At 69.9% G+C, this 21,235-nt stretch carries 20 protein-coding genes; 15 read left to right on the top strand and 5 right to left on the bottom strand.

Going from position 1 to position 21,235, the window contains the following annotated elements:
• The first annotated feature begins 32 nt into the window (after positions 1–32).
• Positions 33–809: a dioxygenase family protein gene (locus tag AC5YDV_RS09305; RefSeq protein ID WP_496183284.1), complete on the top strand. Its 777-nt coding sequence runs from the start codon at positions 33–35 to the stop codon at positions 807–809.
• Here the strand turns inward: AC5YDV_RS09305 and AC5YDV_RS09300 are convergent, their stop codons facing one another.
• The gene (locus AC5YDV_RS09300; protein WP_496183285.1) at positions 810–1,586 is read right to left on the bottom strand and encodes a FadR/GntR family transcriptional regulator; all 777 of its coding nucleotides are present in this window, start codon (positions 1,584–1,586) and stop codon (positions 810–812) included.
• A gap of 158 nt (positions 1,587–1,744) precedes the next feature.
• Here AC5YDV_RS09300 and AC5YDV_RS09295 point away from each other — a divergent pair, with 158 nt between their 5' ends.
• The 11 genes from AC5YDV_RS09295 (at position 1,745) to AC5YDV_RS09245 (ending at position 14,605) form a co-directional block, all read left to right on the top strand.
• Entirely contained in the window at positions 1,745–3,049 is a 1,305-nt protein-coding gene (locus tag AC5YDV_RS09295; RefSeq protein ID WP_496183286.1) for an ABC transporter substrate-binding protein, read from the top strand.
• Between the two features lie 66 nt (positions 3,050–3,115).
• On the top strand, positions 3,116–4,039 hold the full coding sequence (locus tag AC5YDV_RS09290; protein WP_496183287.1) for a carbohydrate ABC transporter permease: 924 nt from the start codon (positions 3,116–3,118) through the stop codon (positions 4,037–4,039).
• Positions 4,036–4,851: a carbohydrate ABC transporter permease gene (locus AC5YDV_RS09285; protein ID WP_496183288.1), complete on the top strand. Its 816-nt coding sequence runs from the start codon at positions 4,036–4,038 to the stop codon at positions 4,849–4,851. The genes AC5YDV_RS09290 and AC5YDV_RS09285 overlap by 4 nt, the downstream gene beginning before the upstream one ends.
• A 3-nt stretch (positions 4,852–4,854) precedes the next feature.
• Positions 4,855–6,003: a galactonate dehydratase gene (gene dgoD / locus AC5YDV_RS09280; protein WP_496183289.1), complete on the top strand. Its 1,149-nt coding sequence runs from the start codon at positions 4,855–4,857 to the stop codon at positions 6,001–6,003.
• A gap of 1 nt (position 6,004) precedes the next feature.
• Entirely contained in the window at positions 6,005–6,625 is a 621-nt protein-coding gene (locus AC5YDV_RS09275; RefSeq protein WP_496183290.1) for a bifunctional 4-hydroxy-2-oxoglutarate aldolase/2-dehydro-3-deoxy-phosphogluconate aldolase, read from the top strand.
• A complete protein-coding gene (locus AC5YDV_RS09270) occupies positions 6,622–7,536 on the top strand; it encodes a sugar kinase (protein WP_496183291.1) in 915 nt (304 codons plus the stop codon). Before AC5YDV_RS09275 ends, AC5YDV_RS09270 begins: the two co-directional genes overlap by 4 nt.
• A gap of 161 nt (positions 7,537–7,697) precedes the next feature.
• Positions 7,698–9,149, top strand: a complete 1,452-nt coding sequence (locus AC5YDV_RS09265) for a DEAD/DEAH box helicase (protein ID WP_496183292.1) — start codon at positions 7,698–7,700, stop codon at positions 9,147–9,149.
• Positions 9,150–9,327: 178 nt separating this feature from the next.
• Positions 9,328–10,779, top strand: a complete 1,452-nt coding sequence (locus tag AC5YDV_RS09260; protein ID WP_496183293.1) for a tryptophanase — start codon at positions 9,328–9,330, stop codon at positions 10,777–10,779.
• A 208-nt stretch (positions 10,780–10,987) separates the two neighbouring features.
• On the top strand, positions 10,988–13,561 hold the full coding sequence (clpB, locus tag AC5YDV_RS09255) for an ATP-dependent chaperone ClpB (protein ID WP_496183294.1): 2,574 nt from the start codon (positions 10,988–10,990) through the stop codon (positions 13,559–13,561).
• 203 nt (positions 13,562–13,764) lie between these two features.
• A complete protein-coding gene (locus AC5YDV_RS09250; RefSeq protein ID WP_496183295.1) occupies positions 13,765–14,022 on the top strand; it encodes a hypothetical protein in 258 nt (85 codons plus the stop codon).
• Between the two features lie 112 nt (positions 14,023–14,134).
• Complete coding sequence (locus AC5YDV_RS09245) at positions 14,135–14,605, top strand: GyrI-like domain-containing protein (RefSeq protein WP_496192471.1); 471 nt, start codon at positions 14,135–14,137, stop codon at positions 14,603–14,605.
• A 53-nt stretch (positions 14,606–14,658) separates the two neighbouring features.
• On the opposite strand, the gene AC5YDV_RS09240 is transcribed toward AC5YDV_RS09245, so the two are convergent.
• A complete protein-coding gene (locus AC5YDV_RS09240; protein ID WP_496183297.1) occupies positions 14,659–16,569 on the bottom strand; it encodes a heavy metal translocating P-type ATPase in 1,911 nt (636 codons plus the stop codon).
• A 42-nt stretch (positions 16,570–16,611) separates the two neighbouring features.
• Entirely contained in the window at positions 16,612–16,848 is a 237-nt protein-coding gene (locus tag AC5YDV_RS09235; protein ID WP_496183298.1) for a heavy-metal-associated domain-containing protein, read from the bottom strand.
• A gap of 78 nt (positions 16,849–16,926) precedes the next feature.
• Between AC5YDV_RS09235 and AC5YDV_RS09230 the strand changes: the two genes are divergently transcribed.
• The 3 genes from AC5YDV_RS09230 to AC5YDV_RS09220 all read left to right on the top strand — a co-directional run bounded on the left by AC5YDV_RS09230 (position 16,927) and on the right by AC5YDV_RS09220 (position 19,372).
• Entirely contained in the window at positions 16,927–17,616 is a 690-nt protein-coding gene (locus AC5YDV_RS09230; RefSeq protein ID WP_496183299.1) for a Crp/Fnr family transcriptional regulator, read from the top strand.
• An 83-nt stretch (positions 17,617–17,699) separates the two neighbouring features.
• Positions 17,700–18,530, top strand: coding sequence for an alpha/beta fold hydrolase (locus AC5YDV_RS09225; protein WP_496183300.1), 831 nt, complete (start codon positions 17,700–17,702; stop codon positions 18,528–18,530).
• Between the two features lie 29 nt (positions 18,531–18,559).
• Positions 18,560–19,372 carry a spermidine synthase gene (locus AC5YDV_RS09220; protein WP_496183301.1) on the top strand — a complete coding sequence of 271 codons (813 nt, stop codon included), beginning with the start codon at positions 18,560–18,562 and terminating at the stop codon, positions 19,370–19,372.
• Here the strand turns inward: AC5YDV_RS09220 and AC5YDV_RS09215 are convergent.
• On the bottom strand, positions 19,337–20,050 hold the full coding sequence (locus AC5YDV_RS09215) for a response regulator transcription factor (RefSeq protein WP_496183302.1): 714 nt from the start codon (positions 20,048–20,050) through the stop codon (positions 19,337–19,339). The two genes, AC5YDV_RS09220 and AC5YDV_RS09215, sit on opposite strands and share 36 nt — an antisense overlap.
• Positions 20,051–20,167: 117 nt before the next feature.
• Positions 20,168–21,136 carry an IS481 family transposase gene (locus tag AC5YDV_RS09210; protein WP_496181913.1) on the bottom strand — a complete coding sequence of 323 codons (969 nt, stop codon included), beginning with the start codon at positions 21,134–21,136 and terminating at the stop codon, positions 20,168–20,170.
• Positions 21,137–21,235 lie beyond the last annotated feature (99 nt).

The following is a 21,235-nucleotide window of genomic DNA, read 5'->3' as shown; positions in this document are numbered from 1 at the left end:
TGGTTCCACCGATCCACGGAAGGAACCCACCGATGAGCGAGCGCCAGCCGATCTTCTTCCTGAGTCATGGTGCCCCCCCGCTGGCCGACGACGCCACCTGGACGGGACAGCTCCACGCCTGGTCGTCCCGCGTGGAGAAGCCCAAGAACATCCTCATGGTGTCCGCGCACTGGGAGAACCAGCCGATCGCCGTCTCCTCGACCACGCCCGGGACGCCCCTCGTCTACGACTTCTGGGGCTTCCCGCAGAAGTACTACGAGGTCACCTACGACGCACCCGTGGCGCCCGAGCTCGCCATGCGGGTCGCGGGGCTCGCCGGCTCAGACGTCTACCAGGACCCGAACCGGGGGCTCGACCACGGCGCCTACGTGCCGCTGGTCGAGCTGTTCCCCGAGGCGGACGTCCCGGTCGTGCAGATGTCCCTGCCGACGCTCGACCCGCAAGGCCTCTACGAGCTGGGCAAGCGCCTCGCGCCGCTGCGCGACGAGGGCACGCTGATCATCGGCTCGGGCTTCACCACCCACAACCTGCGCTGGTTCAACCCGCGCGCCGGGGCTGATTCCACCCCGCCGACGCCGTCGTCCGAGTTCGACCACTGGGCCGCCGAGGCGCTGCAGCGCCGCGACATCGACGCGATCCTGAACTTCGAGTCGCAGGCACCCGGCGCCCACGAGGCTCACCCGCGCACCGAGCACTGGGCGCCGCTGTACGTGGCGCTCGGCGCCGCCGAGGTGACGGGCCACGAGAACGAGGTCTCCGTCGACGGCTTCTGGTACGGCCTGTCCAAGCGGTCCTGGCAGTTCGACTGATCAACCGGTCGGGCCGGTCGGCTGCGGCGCCGTGGGCTCGTCGGCCGCAGCCACGACCTCTTCCCACAACGAACGCGACTCGGCCAGTGAGTCGAGGATGAGGGCTCGGGACTCGCTGCGGGCCTGATCCGGGTCGCCCTTCTGGATCGCCCGCATGACGGTCATGTGGCGGTCCAGGGCCTCGGGGGAGGGGTGGATCTTGGCCAGCCCGTGCTCCGCCCGGCCCTGGAGGAGCGCCTCGATGATCGGGCCGTACTGGGTGTACATCGGGTTGCCCGATGCCTCCAGGACGGTGCGGTGGAACGTCGTGTCCAACACGAGGAAGGCCTCGGTGTCGCCGCGATGGGCGGCCGCCCACAGTTGGGCGCCGACGGACAGGACGCGTTCGACGTCGTCCGCATCGTGGCGGCGGGCGGCCAGGGCCGCCGCCTCGGGTTCGAAGCCGACGCGCAGTTCGGCCAGTTCCCGCAACTGGTTGAGGCGGTCCGGCGACGCCAGGCGCCACTGGATCACCAACGGGTCGAACAAGTTCCACGCGGACCGTGGCTGGGCCGTCGTGCCGACGCCGCGCTTGGCGGCGACGAGCCCCATCGAGGACATCACGCGGAGGGCCTCCCGGACCACCGAGCGGGACACCCCGTGGCGTTCGCACAACTCGTCCGCCGACAGGACGGTGCCCGCCGGCATCGCGCCCGAACAGATCGCGCTTCCCAGCAGGTGGATGAGGGTCGCGTGGCGGTCGACCGCCGTTCCTCGCGCCCGCCCTGCACTGCTCATGGGCTGACTCTAGCGAGGATGCCTGAGAACGTCGGAGTAAGTATCAGCAAATCGCGTTTCAAGTCAGACTTTCGTGGGTAGATTGGCGGCGAGGCGGACCAAGTGCGTCCGCCGCCATGCCGCGATGGGTCGCGGCAGACACGCAAGGGAGGGTGTCCATGTCCCAATTGAGCCGTCGTACTCTGCTGTTCGGCACCGGGGTGATCGCGTTGGTCGCGGCCTCGGGCTGCAGCACCGGGGGAGCCGGTGGAGGGGGAGCGGCTCAAGCCCCCTCGACCACGGTCCGCGTCACGCTGGCCAACCACGTGTGGACCGAGAACGTCAAGAAGGCGATCCCGGAGTTCGAGAAGGCCACCGGCCTGAAGGTGGAGATCACCCAGCTCGCCGAGGACCAGCTCTCGGACCAGTACAACGTGAAGCTGAACGCGGGCACGTCCGAGATCGACGTGATGATGTACCGCCCCCTGCAGGAGGGCCGCCTGTTCGCCCAGAACAAGTACCTCGCCGACCTCACGCAGCAGGCCAAGGGCGACGCAGCCTGGAACCTGGCCGACTTCCAGGCCAGCCCCCTGTCGGCGACCACCTACCAGGACAAGGTCGTCGGCGTCCCGATCATCACCGAGCGTGAGGTCCTCTACTACCGCAAGGACATCCTGGACAAGCTCGGCATCAGCGTTCCGAAGACCCTCGAGGAGCTCGAGGCCGCGGCCAAGCAGATCAAGGAATCTGAGGGCATGGCCGGCTTCGTCGCCCGCACCGGCAAGAGCCCGGCCGTCACCCAGTTCTCCAGCTTCCTGTTCTCCTCGGGTGGCGACTTCGTGGACGCCGCGGGCAAGGCCGCCGTGAACACGCCGGAGGCCAAGGCGGCCTACGAACTGTACGGACGTCTCATCCGCGAGTACGGGCCGCCGAACGTCTCGACCGACATGAGTTGGCCCGAGGCCATGGCAGTGTTCACGCAGGGCCAGGCCGCCTTCTACACCGAGGCCGACTCGCTCTACAAGAACGCGACCGACCCGGCCAAGTCCAAGGTCTCCGACACCGTGGGCTTCGCGCAGTTCCCGGCGGGCGCCGCCGGCTCTAAGCCGTACAACATCCCGTCGTGGGCCCTCGGCATCAACGATGCGTCGTCCAACAGGGAGAACGCCTGGAAGTTCGTGCAGTGGGCCACCAGCAAGGAGCAGGTCCTGGCCCAGCAGAAGTCCGGCATCCCCGGTGCGCGTACCTCGGTGTGGGACAGCCCGGACGGCACCGGCAGCTACCCCGAGGACCTGGCAGAGGCCATCACTGAATCGGCGAAGGTCGGCGTGGACCACGACCGTCCGGTGGTGGCGCAGGTCGTCAAGGCCCGCGAGGCCGTGGGCCAGCCCATCGTCGACGCGATCACCGGGGGCGACGTGGCCGCGTCCGTCGAGAAGGCGCAAACCGCATTCCAGGCCGTCCTGGACGACGAGAAGAAGTAGCCGACACGAGGGTGGAGGGGCGCACGGCGTCCCTCCACCCGTCCCTGCACGAGGAGGTGCACCGCCTTGTCCACGGCTGTCATCGCAGGCCCGCGAGCCCAGTCCGGGTTCTCTCGCTGGGCCAACCGACACCGGCGCTGGTTGTTCGCCGGTCCCGCGATGGTGTTCATCGCGCTCCTGATCATCTTCCCCATCCTCTGGACGGTGTGGCTCAGCCTCACCGACGCCTCGGGTTCGGTCCGCGCCGAGGCGTCCTTCATCGGTTTGGACAACTACGCCGAGGTGCTCACCGACACGCAGCGGTTCTGGCCGGCGGTGGGGCGCACGGCGTGGTTCACGGTCGCGGTGCTCTTCTTCGAGATGCTCTTCGGCCTGGGGATCGCGCTCCTGCTGTGGCGCCCCTTCCGCGGTGAGAAGTGGGTGCGCGTGGCGATCCTGCTGCCGCTGGTCGCCACTCCCGTGGCGGTCGGCATGATGTGGCGCCTGATCTTCGACCCCAACATCGGCCCGATCAACAAGATCATCGGGCTGGTCGGCATCCCACCGCAGCCGTGGCTCGCGGGGGAGGCGACCGCCCTGCCCACCACGATGTTCATGGACATCTGGCAGTGGACGCCGATGGTCGCGCTGATCATCCTCGCCGGTCTCACCTCGCTGTCGGACGAGCCCTTCGAGGCCGCCCGCGTGGACGGCGCCAGCGCGTGGCAGACCTTCCGCTTCATCACCGCACCCATGCTGCGCTCGACCCTCATCGTGGCCCTGATGCTGCGGGGCATCGACGCGCTGAAGACCTTCGACATCCTGCTCGCGGCCAAGGGCAAGGGCGGCGGCTCGTTCCACGAGGTGGAGACGCTGAACCTCTACGGCTACGGCCTGAGCTTCGACTACAACGAGTACGGAGCGAGCTCCACGGTGCTGATCCTCTTCTTCATCATCATCGTCGGCAGCATCTTCTTCCTGACCCGCAAGCGCGAGGAGGCGGCCAGGTGATCACGTCCCCCGGTTACAAGATCTTCCGCTTCACCGCGCTGGCGCTGGTGGTGGCCATCCTCCTGCTGCCCATCGTCTGGATGGTGCTGGCGGCGCTCAAGACCAACGTGGACATCTACGACGCCTCCAAGACGCTGATCTTCACCCCGACGTGGGAGAACTTCGACAAGGTGTTCGCCCAGGGCAACTTCGGGCAGTACATCGTCAACTCGGGCCTCATCGCCCTGGTCGCCACGGGGCTGTCGATGGTGCTGGGGGTCCCGGCGGCGTTCGCGATGTCGCGGTTCGTGATGAACAAGTCGGCGCTCGTCGTCCTCATGGCGCGTGTCATCCCGGGCGTGACGCTGCTGGTGCCCTGGTACTACCTGTTCAGCCAGCTCCGCATGGTGGGCGGCTACTGGGTGCTGATCCTGTCGCACATGTTCGTCTCCCTGCCCCTGATCGTCTACATCATGATGGGGTTCTTCGACGGGCTCCCCGTGGAGCTCGAGGAGCAGGGCGAGGTCGACGGGCTGACGCCGATCGGGTCGTTCTGGCACCTGATGCTGCCGTTGTCGACGCCCGGCATGGCCACCGCCGGAATCCTCAGCTTCATCTTCAGCTGGAACAACTTCATGTTCGCCCTGGTGCTGTCCGGTGCCAGGACCAAGACGTTGCCCGTCGCCATCTACGACTTCATCGGCTATGCCGCGATCGACTGGGGTGCGTTGATGGCGGCGTCCACGGTGGTGACCGTGCCGATCATGGTCATCGCGCTCTTCACGCAGAAGTACATCGTGTCGGGACTCACCGCCGGCGCGACCAAGGGGTGACAGATGGAAACCATCACTCGGGTCGAGACCTTCCTGGTCCCGCCCCGCTGGCTCTTCGTGCGCATCGAGACCTCGGGAGGGCTCGTCGGCTGGGGTGAGGCCTCCTGTGAGGGCCGCTCCGAGACCGTCCGCACCGCGGTCCACCAGCTCGCGGAACGCCTGATCGGGGCGGACCCGTTCCGGATCGAGGACCACTGGCAGGTGCTCTCGAAGGGGTCCTTCTACCGGCACGGCATCATCCTGTCGTCCGCCGTCGCGGGGATCGACCAAGCCCTGTGGGACCTCCTGGGCAAGTCGCTGGGAGCCCCGGTCCACGTCCTGCTGGGCGGGCCCGTGCGCGACGCCGTCCGCGTCTACGCCTGGGTCGGCGGCGACGAGCCGGACGAGGTCGCCGACCAGGTGTCCGCCCAAGTGGAGGCGGGGATGACGGCGGTCAAGATGAACGCCTCCGGCCGCATGTCACCCATCGCGACCCGTGCCGAGCTGGCCGGCGTGGAGCGGCGCGTGGCGGCCGCCCGCGAGGTCCTGGGCGACGGTCGCGATGTCGCCGTCGACCTCCACGGTCGGTTCACCCTCGCGGACGCCCGGCGGGTGGCCCGGCTCCTGGAGCCCTACCACCCGTTCTTCATCGAGGAGCCGGTCATCCCCGAGAACAGCCACCTCCTGCGGCAGGTCGTGGACAGCACGACCGTGCCGATCTCCACGGGTGAGCGCCTCTACAACCGGCAGGAGTTCCTCCCCGTGTTGCAGGCGGGCGTGGCCGTGGTCCAGCCCGACCTCTCGCACGCCGGCGGGATCTCGGAGGTGCGTCGCATCGCCGCCCTCGCCGAGACGTTCGACGCGCAGCTCGCCCCGCACTGCCCGCTGGGGCCGCTGGCGCTGGCGTCCAGCCTGCAGGTGGCGTTCGCGGCTCCGAACCACCTCATCCAGGAGCAGAGCATCGGCATCCACTACAACGTGGGCGCCGAGGTGCTCGACTATGTGGCGGACCTGGCGCCCCTCACCTTCGTGGACGGCCACGTCGACCGCCTGACCGGCCCCGGCCTCGGCATCGAGATCGACGAGGACGCCGTGCGCGAGGCCGACCGCCGTGGCCACGCGTGGAGGAACCCGGTGTGGCGGCACCCCAACGGCGCGTTCGCGGAGTGGTGACATGGACTTCCTCTCCTTGCTGAAGAGCCACCGCGTGGTGGGCATCATCCGCGGTTCCTCCCCGGACGCTGCCGTGGCGGCCGGGCGCACCCTCGTGGAGGCGGGCGTGCCCCTCATCGAGGTGTCGCTGGTGACGCCGGGCGCACTCGGGGCCATCGGCGAACTGGCGCGCGTGCCGGGGTGCACCATCGGGGCCGGCACGGTGCTCACCGAGGAGGACGCCGCCCTCTCGGCGAGGGCAGGGGCGCAGTTCCTGGTCACGCCGGCGATCACCCCGGGCATCGCGGCGGGTGTCGCCCTGGGGCTGCCCGTGCTCGGCGGTGCGCAGACGGCGTCCGAGGCCTTGCAAGCGGTCGCACTCGGGGCCGTCGCCGTGAAGTTGTTCCCCGCGTCGGTCGGCGGGCCCGGGTACCTCAAGGCGTTGCGTGACCCACTCCCGGGCCTGCCCTTCGTCCCGGTGGGCGGCGTCGACCTGGAACGGGCGAGGGAGTACCTGCGCGTCGGCGCGGTGGCGGTCGGCGTGGGCGGGCCGTTGGTGGGGGACGCCGCGTCCGGTGGTTCCCTGACGGCCCTGGCCGAACGGGCCGCCGAGTTCGCCGCTCTGGCCGAGGAGTTCGCATGACAGACGTGTTGACGATCGGCGAAGCCCTGGTGTCGTTCCGGACCCCGGCCATTGCCGCGGCGTGGCAGGCGTCCGCCCATGTCGCCGGCGCGGAGTCCAACGTCGCCATCGGGCTCGCCCGCTGGGGCCACTCCGTTCGCTGGGTGGGCAGGGTGAGCGACGACCGGCTGGGGCAGTGGGTGGCGGAGAACTTGGTCGACGAGGGCGTGGACGTCTCCTTCGTGGTGCGTGACCCGCGCCCGGCCGGCGCCATGGTGCTCGAATCGCCGGCGGATCACCAGCGCAGGGTGACCTATCTCCGCCGTGGCTCGGCGGGTTCGCACCTCGCCCCCGAGGATGCCCTCGCCGCGCTGCCCGGCTGCCGGAGGGTGCACCTGACCGGGATCACTCCCGCCCTGTCGGTCTCGGCGGCCGACGCGTGTCTCGCGGTGGCTGAGCGCGCCAGGGCGCACGGGCTGCCGGTATCGCTCGACGTCAACCATCGCCCGGCGCTGTGGTCCGAGGAGGACGCGCGCGCCACGCTCCTGCGGCTGTTGCCGTACGTGACCGTCCTCATCGCGTCGGAGGACGAATTGCCGATCGTCGCCGCCGGGACCGAGGAGGACGCGGTGGCCCGCCTCCTGGCCGGGGGAGTCGAGGAGGTCCTCGTGAAGCGTGGCGACCAGGGGGCGTCGGTCTTCACCGCCGCGGGCGCGGTGCACCTGGCCGCCAAACCGGTGGAGGTCGTCGACGTGATCGGCGCCGGAGATGCCCTGTGCGCCGGCTACCTCTCGGGCCGCATCGACGGCCTGGAGCCGGCGTTGGCGCTGGCCCGGGGCATCGACCTCGCGGCGGCCTGCGTGGCATCGGCGGGGGACTGGGAGGGGATCCCGCGACGCGGGTCCGAGGTGGGGGCCCCGGACCCGATGTGAGGTTCGGGAGGCGCATCCACTACGATGGGTGACGCGGTCCGCACCAGTCTTGCCTCGGATCGCAGGTGATGCGGCTGATCAGCCGCTGGCCGCGCCGCACCGATCACTCGGATCGGACCCAGCACGAGCGCGCCGGGCGAGACGCCCAGGAAAGAACACACGTGACTTCAGATTTCGCACGCCTCGGCGTGCCCACTCCGCTCGTCCAGGTGCTCGCCCAGCGCGGCATCACGAGCCCCACCCCCATCCAGGCGGCCACGCTGCCCGACTCGCTGGCCGGACGCGACGTCCTCGGCCGCGGGCGCACCGGCTCGGGCAAGACCTTCGCGTTCGCGCTCCCCGTCGTGGCGCGCCTCGCGGCGAACCGCCGTCGTCCGGCCGCACGGCGTCCCCGTGCCCTGGTCCTCGCCCCGACCCGCGAGCTCGCGGCGCAGATCGCGGAGTCCTTCGAGGGCTTGGCCAAGGCGTCCGCGCTCACGATGCTGACCATCTTCGGCGGCGTGAACCAGAACCCCCAGGTGCGCACCCTCACGATGGGCGTCGACATCCTCGTCGCCACGCCCGGCCGCCTGCTCGACCTCCGCGAGCAGGGCCACCTCTCGCTCGACGCGGTCGAGGTGACCGTCATCGACGAGGCCGACCACATGAGCGACATGGGGTTCCTGCCCGGGGTCAAGAAGATCCTCGCCGCCACGCCCGCCCGTTCGCAGCGCCTCCTGTTCTCGGCGACGCTCGACAACGCGGTGAACGTGCTGGTCAAGCAGTTCCTGCACGACCCGGTCGTCCACGAGGCCGACTCCGCCCAGTCGCCGGTCGCCACGATGGAGCACCACGTGCTCACCGTGACCGCCGCCGAGCGCACGGACGTCATCGCCGACCTCGCGGCGGCCCCGGGCCGCACCATCCTGTTCACCCGGACCAAGCACGGCGCCAAGAAGCTCGCCAAGCAGCTCAACGGGCGCGGCATCCCCGCGGTCGACCTGCACGGCAACCTCGCCCAGAACGCCCGCGTGCGCAACCTCGAGGCCTTCGACTCCGGCCGCGTCGAGACCCTGGTCGCCACCGACATCGCCGCCCGGGGCATCCACGTCGACGACGTCGCGCTGGTCGTGCACGCCGATCCGCCGACCGAGCACAAGGCCTACCTGCACCGCTCGGGTCGTACCGCGCGCGCCGGGCACTCCGGCACCGTGATCACCATCGCCACGCCGGACCAGCGCTCCGACGTCCAGGCCCTCATGCGGGCGGCGAAGATCAAGCCGACCGTCACGCAGGCCTCCGAGCAGGTGCTGCGCGACCTCGCCCCGGGGGAGCGCCAGATGCTCTCCGCCGAGGAGGTCGCCGCCCGGACGCCGGCCCCCGCTGAGTCGACTCCGCCGAAGCAGTCCTCGGGCCGCGGGCGCCGTCCCGCCGGCGGTGGGGGTCGCTCAGCCACCGGCTCGTCCGGCCGCGCGAGCGGTTCCACGCGCCCCTCGAACGGCTCGGCGCGACCCGCCAACCACGACGGACGCCCCGCGCGGGCGCCGCGCAGCGCGTCCGGTGCCGCACCGGCAGGCGCGACCCGTGGGGCAGCCGCGTTCTCGGCGTCCTCGGGCCGCCGCCGCTCGCGCTGACCCACGGACGCACGTCGAAGGGAATCCGCGCTCGATCCGTCGAACGCGGATTTCCCTTTTCGCGAGCGGATTCGGTGAGGTGCTCGGGCACGTCCGACCACCCAGCGATCAGCCGTCTGCTACGACGGGCCGTAGTGGAAGGATTGCCCTCGCAAGAGCCCCAGGGGAAAGGCCAGACATGTCGAAGGTGACGTTCTTCGGCGGCGAGCAGCTCCCGCTCGAGATGCACAAGGTGCGCATCATCCAGAAGCTGACGCTGCTGCCGGTCGAGGAGCGCTTGGAGGCGATCCGCGGCGCCGGTCACAACACGTTCCTGCTGCAGAACTCCGACGTGTTCCTCGACATGCTGACCGACTCGGGCGTCAACGCGATGAGCCAGGAGCAACAGGCGGCGATGTTCCGCGCCGACGACGCCTACGCGGGCTCGGCGACCTACACGCGGCTCTACGACAAGCTCGTCGAGCTCTTCGGCATGCAGTACTTCCTGCCCGCCCACCAAGGCCGGGCCGCCGAGAACATCCTCGGCCAGGTGCTGGTGCGCCCGGGCACGGCAGTGCCGATGAACTACCACTTCACCACCTCGAAGCAGCACATCGTCGTCCACGGCGCCGAGGTCCTGGAGCTGATCCACCCCGACGGGCTGAAGGTCACCTCCGACCACCCCTTCAAGGGCAACATGGACACGGACGCGCTGCGCGCCGTCATCGCGGAGCGTGGCGCCGAGGCGTTCAGCTTCGTGCGCATGGAGGCCGGCACCAACCTCATCGGCGGCCAGCCGTTCTCGCTGGACAACCTGACCGAGGTCTCCGACATCTGCCACGAGCACGGCATCCCGCTGGTGCTGGACGCCTCGCTGCTCGCCGACAACCTCTACTTCATGAAGATCCGCGACCCCCGGTGCGTGGATCTCGAGATCGCCGACATCGTCCACGCGATGGCGGACCTCTGCGACATCATCTACTTCTCGGCCCGCAAGCTCGGGTTCGGACGCGGCGGCGGCATCTGCATCCGCGACGAGGACATGTACAAGCGCATGCGCGGCTTCGTGCCGATGTTCGAGGGCTTCCTCACCTACGGCGGCATGTCCGTGCGCGAGATGGAGGCCATCACGGTCGGGCTCGACGAGACCCTCGACTTCGACATGATCAACCAGGGACCGCAGTTCATCGCCCACATGGTCAACGAACTGGAACGCCGCGGCGTCCCGGTGATCACGCCGCCGGGCGGCCTCGGGGCCCACGTCGACGCGATGCGGTTCCTCGACCACGTCGACCAGCGGGAGTACCCGGCCGCGGCGCTGGCGTCCGCGTTGTACCTGGCCTCGGGCGTGCGCGGCATGGAGCGGGGCACCATGTCGGAGGCTCGCGACATCCACACCGGCGTCGAGCCGCTGGCCGACATGGAGCTCGTCCGCCTGGCCATGCCCCGCCGCGTGTTCACGCTCTCGCAGGTCAACTACGCGGTCGACCGCATCGACTGGCTCTACCAGAACCGCCGCCTCGTCGGCGGCATGCGCTGGGTGGAGGAGCCGGAGATCCTGCGGTTCTTCTACGGACGCCTCGAGCCCATCGGCGACTGGACCACCAAGATCGTCGAGCAGTTCCGCGCCGACTTCGGCGACAGCCTGTAGGCCTCGGGGTCGCGCGGAAGCGATCCGCTCCCGCTGTGGCAATCCGCGCGCGACCTGTCGCGCGCGGATTGTCTTGTCGCGCGCGGATCCGGCCTCGTCGGCTCGGGGTTTCGCTGCTGTTGCCCTCGTCGCACGGAATAGCTGAGACCGTGACATAGTTGAGTCAGGTGAACTCAACTTTGAATTCTCCACAGGAGGAGCCCCCCGCATGGACACCGCGAAACTGACCACCAAGAGCCGGGACGCCGTCAGCGCCGCCCTGCGCAACGCGCTCACGGCTGGCAACCCGAACGCTGAGCCGAGCCACTTGCTGCACGCGCTGCTGATGGTGCCGGACAACACCGTCGGCGCGTTGCTGCAGGCGGTGGGCGCCGATCCCGGCCAGGTCGACCAGGCAGCTCAGGCCGCCATCAAGAAGCTGCCGAGTTCCACGGGCAGCTCGGTGCAGCAGCCGCAGCTGTCCGGCTCGTTCGCGCGCGTGCTGGCGGACGCCGAGACCCGCGCCGAGCAGATGGGCGACGAGTTCGTCGCCACCGAGCACCTGCTCATCGCGCTGGCGGCCGTGGCGTCCGATGCCCAGCCGATCCTGACCCGGTTCACGACCGCCGAGCAGCTGACCGAGGCGTTCAACGCGGCCCGGGGCGGCAAGCGCGTCACGAGCGCCGAGTCCGAGGGGGGCGAGTCGGCGCTGGACAAGTACTCCGTCGACCTGACGGAGCGGGCCCGCGAGGGCAAGCTCGACCCGGTCATCGGACGTGACCAGGAGATCCGTCGTGTCGTGCAGGTGCTGAGCCGGCGCACCAAGAACAACCCCGTCCTGATCGGTGAGCCCGGCGTCGGCAAGACCGCCGTCGTCGAGGGCCTCGCCCAGCGGGTGGTCGCGGGCGACGTGCCGGACAGCCTCAAGGGGCGCCGGGTCGTCTCGCTCGACCTCGCGTCGATGGTGGCGGGTGCCAAGTACCGCGGCGAGTTCGAGGAGCGGCTGAAGGCGGTCCTCAACGAGATCAAGGAGTCCGAGGGCCAGGTCGTCACCTTCATCGACGAGCTGCACACGGTGGTCGGCGCGGGCGCGTCCGGTGAGGGCGCCATGGACGCCGGCAACATGCTCAAGCCCATGCTCGCCCGCGGCGAGCTCCGCATGATCGGCGCCACCACGCTGGACGAGTACCGGGAGCGCATCGAGAAGGACCCGGCCCTGGAGCGCCGCTTCCAGCAGGTCTACGTCGGTGAGCCGTCCGTCGAGGACACCATCGCGATCCTGCGCGGCCTGCGCGAGCGGTACGAGGCCCACCACAAGGTGCGCATCACCGACGGCGCCCTGGTCGCGGCCGCCCAGCTCTCGAACCGGTACATCACGAGCCGGCAGCTCCCCGACAAGGCGATCGACCTGATCGACGAGTCGGCCTCGCGGTTGCGCATGGAGATCGACTCCAGCCCCGAGGAGATCGACCAGCTGCGCCGCACCATCGACCGCATGACGATGGAGCAGTTCGCCCTGGAGAAGGAGCAGGACGCCGCGAGCACCGAACGTCGCGCCCGGCTGGCGTCCGAACTGGCGGACGCCCAGGAGGAGCTGCGGGGTCTCGAGGCGCGGTGGGAGGCCGAGAAGCAGGGCCTCAACCGGGTCGGCGACATCAAGTCCGAGATCGACCGGCTGCGCGCGGAGGCCGACCGGGCCCAGCGCGAGGGCGACCTCACGAAGGCGTCGGAGATCCTGTACGGGCGCATCCCGGGCCTCGAGGCCGAACTCGAGCGCGCCTCCGAGGAGGACGCCAACCGGACGCCCATGGTCGCCGAGGAGGTGTCGGCCACCGACATCGCCGAGGTCGTCTCGGCGTGGACGGGGATTCCCGTCGGCAAGATGCTGCAGGGCGATGCCGAGAAGCTGCTGACCATGGAGGACCACCTGGGTCAGCGCCTCGTCGGCCAGGAGGAGGCCGTCAGGGCCGTCTCGGACGCCGTGCGCCGCTCGCGCGCGGGCATCTCGGACCCGAACCGTCCGACGGGGTCGTTCCTGTTCCTCGGCCCGACGGGCGTCGGCAAGACGGAGTTGGCCAAGTCGCTCGCGGACTTCCTGTTCGACGACGAGCGCGCCATGGTGCGCATCGACATGAGCGAGTACGGCGAGAAGCACACGGTCTCCCGACTCGTCGGTGCCCCTCCGGGCTACGTCGGCTACGAGGAGGGCGGCCAGCTCACCGAGGCCGTGCGTCGGCGTCCGTACTCGGTCGTGCTGCTGGACGAGGTCGAGAAGGCCCACCCGGACGTGTTCAACATCCTGCTGCAGGTGCTCGATGACGGACGCCTCACCGACGGCCAGGGTCGGACGGTGGACTTCCGCAACGTGATCCTGATCATGACGTCGAACCTCGGTTCCCAGTTCCTGGCTGACCAGAACCTGAGCGCCGAGACCAAGAACGAGGCCGTGATGGGCGTCGTCCGGCAGGCGTTCAAGCCGGAGTTCCTCAACCGGTTGGACGACGTCGTCATGTTCGCGCCGCTGACGCAGGACAACCTGGCGCACATCGTCAGCATCCAGCTGAGGCGGGTGGCCGCGCGGCTCACCGACCGACGCATCACGTTGCAGGTCACCGATGCGGGCAAGCAGTGGCTCGCCTCGACGGGCTTCGACCCGGTCTACGGCGCGCGTCCGTTGAAGCGGCTGATCCAGACCACCATCGAGGACGCCCTCGCCCGCCGCATGCTGGCCGGGGAACTCCACGACGGCGAGACGGTCACCTTCGACGTGAACGAGGACCGCTCGGGCCTGACCGTGGTCTGACCCGCACCCCTCCCGCCGAGGGCTCGGCTTCGTTGCGCCGAGGGCTCGGGTTGGCTGCGCCGAGGGCTCGTGTCTTGCTCTGCAAGGCACGGGCCCTCTCTCGTTGCGTGTGCAGGGCGTGGCTGAGGGAATCGGACGCCACGAAGGCTCGACCGGTCCGGCACTCCATTGCCGACCCCACGGGGACTATCTACGATGCGCCCATGAGTCTCACCGCGGATTCCTTCAACCGCTCCTCGTTCGGTCGGTGGATCAACAGCCCCGCCGGTCGGCTCTTCCGCGCGACTGCAGGGACTGGCTTCCTGGCCGCCGGGATCCTCACCCGGCGCACCCCCGGCGGCAAGGCGTCGCTGGCGTGGGGCGTACTGCCCTTCACGGCCGGTCTGTTCAACGTCTGCTACATCAGCGCGGCGCTCGGCGGGCCCTTGCGGGGCAGCGAGTGCCGCGCATCGACCACGTGATCAGAACCAGTCGCAACCACGGGCCCCCAAGAAACCGTAGAACCCAAACATGGCCCTCCGGCGAACGCAGCCGAACCGTGCGCACCGGGGCCCTTCGGGCGCATGATGGAGCATGCTCATGGATGAGTCGACCGGACCGAACGTCGTGACGCGCGAGCCACAGCTCTGCGCCGTGGTGAGGCAACGGGTACCGATGACCCAGTTGACGACGTTCTTCGGTCGGGCGTTCCACCTCACGATGGAGGCCGCCACCGCGCAGGGACGCCACATCATCGGGCCCCCCTTCGCCGCCTACTTCGGCATGCCGACCGACACCGTCGACGTGGCGGCGGGTTTCCCGCTGGACGCCGCGGTCCAGCCCGGGGGTGAGGTCACGTCACTCGAACTGCCCGGTGGCCGGGTGGCTGAACTGCTGCACGTGGGCTCCTACGACTCGCTCGCCGACAGCTACGACCGGCTCATGCGCTGGCTGGGCGAGCAGAACCTCACCCCGGGTGACCTCATGTGGGAGTCCTACCTGAACGAACCACGTCCAGACGCCCCCGAGGAGGCACAGACCCTGATCACGTGGCCGGTGAGCTGACCCCCTGGGAAGGAGCGTCAGCCCACCGGGCTTGAGGCCACAACGGCCGACAATCAGACGGCCGCGGCAGCGACCTCCTTCTGGGCGTCCTCGGCCCTGGCCCCCAGAGCAGTCGGACGCGCTCGGTGACCAGTCGTCGACCGCAGCAGGCGCATGGCGTTGACGATCACGACCAGGACCGACGCCTCATGCACGAGCATGCCGATCGCCATGGTGACGCCGCCGAACAGGACGCCCGCGAGCAGGGCGCCGACGGTGATCAGTGCGATCCAGATGTTCTGGCGCATCACGTTGACCGTACGCCGGGCCAGGCCGATCGCATGGGGGATCCGGTCGAGGCGGCTGGTCATCAGGGCGATGTCCGCGGTCTCGACCGCCAGCGGCGAACCGGTGGCCCCCATCGCGATGCCGACGTCGGCCAGGGCCAGGGCGGGCGCATCGTTCACCCCGTCGCCGACCATGGCAACCGTCAGGCCCTCGGCCTGCAGGGCCTTGACGACGTCCAGCTTGTCCTCGGGGAGGAGGCCCGCGCGCACCTCGTTGATGCCCACCTGGGCGGCGACCGCCGCCGCGACCTCCGGGGTGTCACCCGTCAGCATGATCACCCGCTTGACGCCCGCCCGGTGAAGACCCGCCACGAGCTGGGGACCTTCGTCGCGGATCCGATCCGCCACGCCGATGGCGCCGATGGGCTCCCCGTCGAGGGCGACCAGCAACGGCGTCCGCCCGGCAGCGGCGAGCTGCGAGGCCGCGCGCTCGGCGTCCGCGTTGAGCAGGTCGCCCAGAAGGGCGCGGTTGCCGACCGCGACCGTCCGGCCGTCCGCCCGGACGATCAGGCCCTGACCGGGAACCGTCGTGACCTCCTCCGGGACGGCGGGAGTGGGCAGGCCACGGTCCGCGGCAGCGGCGATGACCGGAGCGGCGAGCGGGTGGCTGGAGCCCGCCTCGGCACGGGCGGCCCAGGCGAGGACCTCGGCGTCCGACCAGGTGCCGAAGGAGAGGACGTCGGTCAGCTCGGGGCGCCCCTCGGTGATGGTGCCCGTCTTGTCCAGGGCCACGGCGTCCACCCTTGCTGCGGTCTCGAGGAACTCGCCACCCTTGATGAGGACGCCGTCGCGCGCGGCCCGGCCGATGCCGGCGACCAGCGCGACCGGGACCGAGATGACCAGGGCGCCCGGGCAGCCGATAACCAGCAGCGTGAGGGCGAGGTGGACGTCGCGGGTGATGAGCCCGACCACCAGCGCGAGCACGATGATGCCGGGGGTGTACCACCGGGAGAACCGCTCCATGAACTGCTGCGTGCGCGCCTTGGACTCCTGCGCCTCCTCCACGCGATGGATGATGCGCGCCAGCGTCGTGTCGGCGCCCGCGCCGGTCGTCCGGACCTGCAGGAACCCGTCCGTGACGATCGTGCCAGCGAAGACCCGGTCGCCCTCGGTCCGCTCGGCCGGCATGGACTCGCCGGTGATGGACGCCTCGTCGATCGCCGCGCTGCCGACGAGGATCTCGCCGTCGACGGGCACCGTTCCGCCGTGCTTGACGATGACGACTTCGTCCACGAGCACCTCGTGGGCCGGCACCTCGACCTGTTCACCGTCGCGGACGACGATCGCCGTGGTCGGTGCCGAGTCCACCAGGTCGGCCAGGGCCGAGCGTGTCCTGGCGAGGGTGGCGTCCTCCAGGGCGTGGCCGATGGCGAACAGGAACGTGACCGCGGCCGCCTCCCAGTACTCGCCGACGATGATCGCGCCGATGGCGGCGATCGAGACCAGCAGGTCGATCCCGATGGTCCTGACCCGCAGGGAGTTGATGGCGCCGTGCAGGACGGGGAGACCGGCCACCACGGCGGCGGCGATCATGAGGGGATCGGCGGCCGTCGGGGTGGCCTGGCCGGCGGCCCAGGAGGCGAGGATGAGCGTCCCGGACACCACGGGAACGGCCCAGCGATGAACGCGGGACATCATGAGAAGTTCCTCTCTACGAGTGGCTGGTGCGTGGGGTGGGGATCAGAAGGCGGACGCGCGAGCCTGGTAGCCGGCCTTCTTCACGGCCGCGACGACGTCGTCGACCGAGGTCTGTGCCGCGTCATGGTCCACCTCGATCTTCGACGTGGCGAAGTGCACCGTCGCGTCGGTGACGCCGGGCAGGGTCTTGAGGCTCTTCTCGATCTTGGTCACGCAGGAGGGGCAGGTGAAGCCCTCGGCGCGGAGCAGGGTGTGGGTGGTGGTGGGCTGGGCAGTCATGTTCGTTCCTTCCGTGATGGCCGCGTTGTGCGGGCCGATGACGTGAAGGTACGAAAGTCCGGAGTAGCGTTCCTTGACGTGAGTCAAGTTGCAGAGCACGACACCTGCGTGGCGCGTGTGCCGATCTTCCGCGGTCTGACGCCGGAGCAGCAGCACGAGGTCGCGAGCTTCGCGCGCCCGGTGCATGCTCCCAAGGGGACCCTGCTCCAGGCGCCCACGGCCGACCAGAAGCGGCTGATGGTCGTCCATTCGGGGCGCATCCGGTTGGTGCACGTCCTCGAGAACGGGCGTGAACAGGTCGTCCGGGTGGCGGAGGAGGGCGACGCGGTGGGGGAGTCGTCGTTCCTGCTGGGGCGCCGTCCGGAGAACTTCGCCTACGCGGACGCCGACGTGACGCTCTGCACGTTCGACCACGCCGACCTCGCGCGCCTGGTCGCCCAGCACCCGTCCATCGGGCTGCGGATGCTGCAGGTCTCCACCGAACGCCTCCTGGCGGCCGAGCGGATGCTCGCGGCGTTCGCGAGCACGGACGTGGGGACGCGCGTGGCCGCCTACCTGCTCGACCAACCGTCCACGGTCGTCGAGGGTCGCCCCGTCGTCCGACTGCCGATGGCGAAGAAGGACATCGCGTCCTACCTCGGGACCACGCCCGAGACCCTGAGCCGTCGGCTCGCCGACCTGGCGGCCGAGGGCGTGATTGCGCTGGCCGGACGCCGTGACGTCGAGATCCTCGACCCGGACCGCCTCATGGACCGGGCGACGCCGTAGCCGGTCGTCCGCCCCGGGGCTCCCGTGCGCCCGGCGCAATGGCTAGGGTCGGGGTCAGAACGCTCGACGACGAGGAGGCCGCAATGCCCTACCTGACCATTCCCGGCGACACCCCGCTCCAGCTCTACTACGAGGACTCCGGCGGTGATGGCCGTCCGGTCGTGCTGATCCACGGGTGGCCGCTCTCGGCCGAGGCCTGGGCCGCCCAGGTTCCCGCCCTGCAGCGCGCCGGGTACCGGACGATCGCCTACGACCGCCGGGGCTTCGGGCGGTCCGACAAGGCGCCGGACGGCTACGAGTACGAGACGCTGGCGTCCGACCTCAACCATCTGATGCTCGACCTCGACCTGACGGACGCCGTGCTCGTCGGCCACTCGATGGGTGGCGGCGAGGTCGCCCGCTACATCGGGATGTACGGCGAGTCCCGCCTGTCCGGAGCGGTGCTGGCCTCGGCCATCACCCCGGCGCTGTGCATCACGGACGACAACCCGGACGGCGGTATGCCGCTGACCGGCTTCATGGGGCTGCGCGACGAGTGTGCCGGCGACCGGGACGCGTTCCTGGAGAAGTTCATGACGTGGTTCTTCAGCAACCCGTCGGAGATGACGATCAGCGACGAACAGTTCCGGGACGTCCTGCGGATCGCCGGACAGGGCTCCGAGCAGGCCCTCGAGAGCACGATCCTCGCGTGGGCGACCGACCTGCGCGCGGACGTCGCCCGGGTCACCGTCCCGACGCTCGTCATCCACGGGGACGCGGACAACAACGTCCCGTTCGAGGTGTCCGGCCGCCGCACGGCGGAGATGATCCCCAACGCACGCCTCCACGTCATCGCCGGCGGCCCCCACGGCATCCCCACCTCGCACGCCGAGGAGTTCAACCGCGTCCTGCTGGAGTTCCTGGGTTCCCTGTAGCGCGCGACCGGGGACGATAGCGTTCCCCCATGCCTGCGCACGTGGAAGCCGACCCCTTCCACCCCGGGGCGTTCCGCGTGGTCGCCGGCAACACGGCACAGTCGTGGGTGGACCCGGCCGACCCGCTGCGGATCGAGTTCGAGTACGTCCAGCGGGTCGTCGAGGCGCTGGACGCCACGGTCCTCGGCCGCCCCGAGGACGAGCGCATCCGGGTCGTCCACCTCGGTGGGGGAGGCCTGACCATCCCGCGGTACGTCGCCGCGCGGCGCCCGGGCACCGCCCAGATCGTCTGCGAGCCGGACGCCGACCTCGTCGAGGAGGTGCGTCGCCTCATGCCGCTGCCGGCCCGGTCGGGCATCAAGGTGCGGACGGTCCCCGGACGCGAGGGCCTGCAGGCCATGCCGCCCGCCTACTTCGACGCCCTCGTGCTGGACGCCTTCGACGGGCCGCGTGTCCCGGCCTCCTTGGCGACAGGCGAGTTCTTGGGGGAGGTGGCGGCGCGTCGGCGTCCGGGTGGGTTGTTCGTCGCCAACGTGACCGATCGGGCCCCGTTCGCGTGGGCGCGTCGGTTCGCTGCGGCGGTGCGGGACGTGCACCGTTCGATCCTCGTCAGCGCCGAGACGGCGGTGTGGAAGGGGCGCCGCTTCGGCAATCTCGTGGTGGTCGCGGCCGATGGACGCCTGCCCGCGACCGAACTGTCGCGCAGCGCGGCCCGGGCGGCGTTCCCGTACCGCTACCTCGCCGGGCGTGAGGTCGTGGACTGGATCGGGTCGGCCGTCCCGTTCACGGATGACGAGCAGCAGTCCTCACCGGTTCCCAGGCGAGGGACCTGGTTCAGTTGATGCTGGGGCGTCGGTGCCCCGCTCGTCCTGGGGCACGGAACCATCGTCGGTCCCGTCGCGCCCGAAGCCCAGGCGATGGGCCAGGGCGATCGCTTCGGACCGGTGGTGCACGTCGAGCTTGGTGAGGATGTGCTGGATGTGGGTTCCGACCGTCTTGTCCGAGATCACGAGTTCACGCGCGATCTGTCGCTGCGTCCGGCCGGTGAGCAGTCGGGCCAGGATGTCCCGCTCCCGAGGGGTGAGCGCACGGAACGTCGTGTCGGCCGCCGACGACGACCGCGGGCCCCGTCGGCCCAGCCCTTCCGCTGCCCGCATGACCGAGCGTTGGAGGCGCCAGCGCACCTCCTCGGGATGGAAGGGGGCGACGAGGTAGTCGTCGGCGCCCAGCATGAAGCCGACCACGCGGTCCAGCGGATCGGTCCGCGTGGTCGAGAAGAGCAGGACGGGGAACCCGAGGTCCCGGGAGAGAAGGTCGCGGCAGAGCACGAGCCCGCCCGCCTCGACTTCCAGGAGGGCGGCACGCGGAGCGCCCCGGGGAAGGTCAGGAGAGGACGGGGCGATCAACTGGAGAGCCTCGGACGCCGACTTGGCGACAGTCACCGTGAATCCTTGGGCGTTGAGTGCCTCCACCAGCGTCGCGACCGAGGCGTGGTGCTCCGCGAGGATGAGGATGTCCATGGGTGACCCCCGTCAATACCCTAGTGATTCACAGTACTCAATGCCTACGGACAAGATCAAGAGAACGGCCGATACCCGCGCCGCCCCGACGCTCCTAGGTGTACTGGGCCACGACGTTCATGACAGGCGGCTGGTCGGGGGTAGTCCTCCGAGTGCGCTGTGGCGTCTTTGAGTGTTGTAGGTCTCCAGCCAGGGGTCAAGGGCGTCGCGGCGGGCCTGGTTGCTGGTGAACACGTGGCGGTAGGCCCACTCGGTGGTCAGGGTGCGGTTGAAGCGTTCGACCTTGCCGTTCTGCCAGGGGCAGTGGGGTTTGATGAACTTCTGCTTCGCGCCAATGGTCTCGACCGCGTCGATGAACGCTCGACCATGTCGGTAGGCGAACGCGTTGTCGGTCATCACTCGCTCGATGCTGGTGATGCCGTGGGTGGCGAAGTAGGCCGCGGCTCGCAGCAGGAAGCCGGCGCAGGTGTCGACGCGTTCATCGTCGTGGATCTCGCTGTAGGCCAGGCGGGAGTGGTCATCGACCATCGAGTGGACGTAGTCGTAGCCGATCTTGGGCCGCTTGTTCTTGGCGACGATGGTGTCGGAGCGTCCGTGGGCCCGCCAGCCGCCACCGTCGGGGATCTTGCCCAGCTTCTTGACATCCACGTGCACCAGTTCGCCGGGACGTTCGCGTTCGTAGCGGACCGCGGTCTGCTTCGAGGTGCGGATCACCTGGCCGGTCATCGGGTCCAGGCAGGTCAGGGGCGGCATGCCCCGTCGGTGCAGGATCCGGGTCACGGTCCGCGGCGCGAGCCCGAGTTCGGCCGCGATCCAGTCAGGGCCGCGTCGGTGCTCCTGACGGGCGGCCACCACCAGGTCCTCCACCGTGGCTGGTGTCGCGGTCGGGCACGCGTGAGGACGGCTGGACCGGTCATGCAGACCGGCCTCGCCCTCGGCGTCCCAGCGTGCCAGCCAGCGGTGAGCACACTGACGTGAAATCCCCATCGCCTTCGCTGCATGGGCGACCGGCCAGTGCTGGTATCGGACCCGATCGACCAGCAGCTTGCGGCCATGAAAGTTGAGGCGGGCGTTACGGTGGGACACGAGGACCTCCGGGTGTGAGATGTGACCTTCGACAAGCCACACCCCACCCGGGGGTCCTCCCTCACGTCAATACCGACGCGCTGTCACCAACCTCTTGGC

It is taken from the genome of Propioniciclava sp. LT432 (assembly GCF_059515965.1).
The sequence above is the reverse complement of the archived record's forward strand: the minus strand, read 5'-3'. Positions and strand labels throughout refer to the sequence as shown.